Origin of the sequence: Burkholderia sp. E168m23, assembly GCF_016586125.1 — a bacterium.
Taxonomy (GTDB): domain Bacteria; phylum Pseudomonadota; class Gammaproteobacteria; order Burkholderiales; family Burkholderiaceae; genus Burkholderia; species Burkholderia orbicola.
On sequence record NZ_BCPP01000841.1, the window covers coordinates 1 to 3,207 of the forward strand.

The following is a 3,207-nucleotide window of genomic DNA, read 5'->3' on the forward strand; positions in this document are numbered from 1 at the left end:
CCGGTTGTCGCAGTCGCAGGAACGCGCGACGGGCGTGAGCCCGGGCCGCGACGGGCTGACACCCGCGCAGGCTGCGTTCGCGGATCTGCAGCAGCGGCGCAATCCCGAGATCGAGACCGGCTGGATACCCGCGTACAAGTCGGGCGACGAAGGCATCTCGTCGTATCGCGCGCAGCAGGTGCCGATCTACCTGCAGATGCCGATCCGCTATGACGGGCACGTGTTCGCGCAGGTCGACACCGTGCATCTCGATCCGGGCACGCTCGATACGAGCGTGCCGGACGCGTATTCGCTCAAGACGTTCGGCACGTACGCGGGGCTCAGGGCGCAGCAGAATCCGCAGGCCGCCGCGCTGATCGCGAATCCGCCGGGCTCGCTGCACCAGTCGACGACGGGCGTCGCGCTCGGCGCCGGCTATCTATCGGACGCCTGGCGTGTCGATCTCGGCACGTCGCCGCTCGGCTTCCCCGTGCATTACCTGGTGGGCGGCGTGCGCTACCGCTTCGACGCGGGCCCCGCGAGCTTCTCCGTGAATGCGTCGCGGCGGCCGGAAACGAGCAGCGTGCTGTCGTACGCGGGGATGCGCGACCCGTGGACGGGCGCGGTGTGGGGCGGCGTGCGCCGCGACGGCGTGAATCTGCGCGCGTCGGTCGACGTCGGCCGCACGAACCTGTTCGCGGAGCTCGGCGCGGGCGTGCTGTCGGGCCGTAACGTCGAACGCAACGCGGAAGTCACGCTGCGCACCGGCTTCACGGTGCCCGTGTACGAGCGCGCGGCGATGAAGGTCAGCACGGGGCTGGTCGGCAATGCGTGGCACTACGCGCAGAACCTGCGCTACTACACGTACGGGCAGGGCGGTTACTACAGTCCGCAGCGCTATCTGTCGCTCGGCGTGCCGATCGAATGGGCGGGGCGGCACGATGCGCTGTCGTGGGACCTGACCGTCACGGGCGGGATCTCGAACAGCTACGAAAAGGATTCGCTGTATTACCCGACGCTTTCCGGCCAGCGCGCCGAACAGGTGGCGGCCGGCTTCGTGTACGCGGGCAGCTCGACGCGCGGCGTGTCGTTCTCGTACGGCGTGAACGGCATCGCGGAATATCGTGTGAACCCGCACCTGAGCGTCGGCGCGCAATTGCACATCGACCGGTCGCACGACTATGCGCCGAGCTCGGCGCTCGTGTATCTGCGTTATGCGTTCGACGCGCGTGCGTCGCGCAGCTGGCTCGTCACGCCGACGCCCGTGCGGCTTTATTCGGATTACTAGGGGAACGCCGTGACTACGGAATTCGATGCCACCCGCTCCGCGCCCGGTGCCATTGGCCTGGCCGATCGCCTGCGCGCGCTGCTGCGCATGTGGCCGGCGGGCGGCCGTGCCGGCGCCTTGAGCCGGCTCGCGATCGACGGCCTGCCCGACACCTGGACGCAACTGGAAGCCGGCGGCCTTTACGCGATCTACGCGGCCGGCGGCACGCCGGCCTGCGATGCGCTCGTCTGGGAAAGCGCGCGTCAGGCGCGCACGCGCGACGTCACGATCGTGCTGGCGCGCGATCCGGCGCGCGTCGCCACGCAGATGGCATCGCTCGGCTTCGCGGGCGGCGTGCAGCCGGCCGGCTGGCCGCGCAACCTGAACGTGCTGGCGATGCCGGCTGCGGTCGAGCCGGCCGACGACGGTGCCGACGCCGGCGCAGCCGGCAACGCACCGCGCCGCGCGGCGCCGGGCCCGTTCGCGCGGCTGACCGGCGGCTTGCGCGCGATGAAGCGCTATGGATTTCACGCGCGTTCGCTGTATTTCGTCGAAGGCGCCCAGCGCTGGTTCAGCTGGGACGATCCGGTCGCGCTCGCGGACGAAGCGCACGCGCTGGCCGACTGGTGCCGCACGCGCCGGATTGCGCTCGTGCTGCTGCTCGACCCTGAAGCGACCCGCGCGGGCGGCGACGCGCGCGCCGACGATGCGCCGCTCGTGCGCGATGCCGATCGCACGCCGCGCAGCGGCTTCCACGGGATCTGTTCGGGCGTCGCGCAGTTGCAGCGCACGCATGGCGAGTTGTTGTGGGTGGTCGATTTCTGGCGCGCGGGCGACACGCTCGCGGCCGGCGAGGTGCGGCCGCTGCGCTTCGCACCGGGCGGCCGGCTGTCGGCGAGCGTCGATGGCGGCGCGACCGAACCGGCACGGCGGATGAAGCTCGCGAGCGACGAGGATCGCGTGGTGGTCAGCCGCGCGGTGCTCGACGGTGCGAGCCGCGTGCCGGACGGCTGGGAGATCGTCGACGACAACGCGGCCGTCGTCGCCGCGTGCGCGAGCGCGCAGGCCGCGACCGCGGTGCTCGTGTTCCGCTCGCACGCGCAGCTCGAAGCGCTGTGCGCGGACGTGCACGCGCTGCGCCGGCAGTGCGGCGGCGCGCTGAAGATCGCGGTCGTCGAGCGCGGCGAGGTGCTGCGCCAGCAGTTCGAGATGCTCGTGCTGAGCGTCGGCGCGAACCGGGTCGTCGCGCGCGACCTGCCCGTCTCGCGGATGCAGGCCGCCGTGCACGCGCTGCACGGCCAGCTCTACGCGCGGCCCGTCGCGGCCGACTACCGCGCGGCGCTCGCGGCCGCGCTCGGCGATTCGGTGCTCGGTTATCTGCCGGTCGGCGCGTTTTGCCAGCGGATTCGCGCGGTGCTCGATCGCGGCGCGGTGCTCGCGCTGCCGCACACGCTCGCGAAGCTCACGCTGTTGCCGGGCGTGTCGCACGTCGACGCGCTGCGGCACTGCCGGCCGCGCCGCGCGGGCGACGTCGTGACGGCCGATGCCGGGCACCTGTTCGTGTTCCTGTTCGCCTGCGAGCCGGCCGATGCCGAGGACGCGCTCGCGCGGATTTTCGAGGTGCCGGTCGATACGCTGTCCGACCGCGTCGTGTGCCTCGGGCAGGGCAGCATCGACACCGAGCTCGACGCGCTGAAGGCCGAGAACCGCCGCGCGCCGATCGCCGACTACAGCGACCTGTTCGCGGCGACGCGGCCGGCGGGCGCCGCACGCGCAGCAGCCGCGCCCGTCGAACCCGGCGCGGCATTGCCCGATGCAGGCGAGGTGAGCGACGCGATCGACGCGATCGATACCGTCGTCGCGCTCGACGCGATCGGTATGCCGCAGGCGTTGGCGCCCATCGCCGTCGACGCGTCGCCGCCGGACCCCGTCATTTCCGCCGCGCGTGCGCGCGGCGCCGT

2 protein-coding genes are annotated in these 3,207 nt (G+C 72.2%); both read left to right on the plus strand.

Going from position 1 to position 3,207, the window contains the following annotated elements; genetic code table 11:
* Window positions 1-1,267 (plus strand): cellulose synthase subunit BcsC-related outer membrane protein (locus JMF90_RS30580; protein ID WP_201325844.1); only part of this gene is annotated, 1,267 nt, incomplete at its 5' end.
* A gap of 9 nt (window positions 1,268-1,276) precedes the next feature.
* A partial coding sequence (bcsE, locus tag JMF90_RS30585; protein WP_201325845.1) for a cellulose biosynthesis protein BcsE occupies window positions 1,277-3,207 on the plus strand: 1,931 nt, incomplete at its 3' end.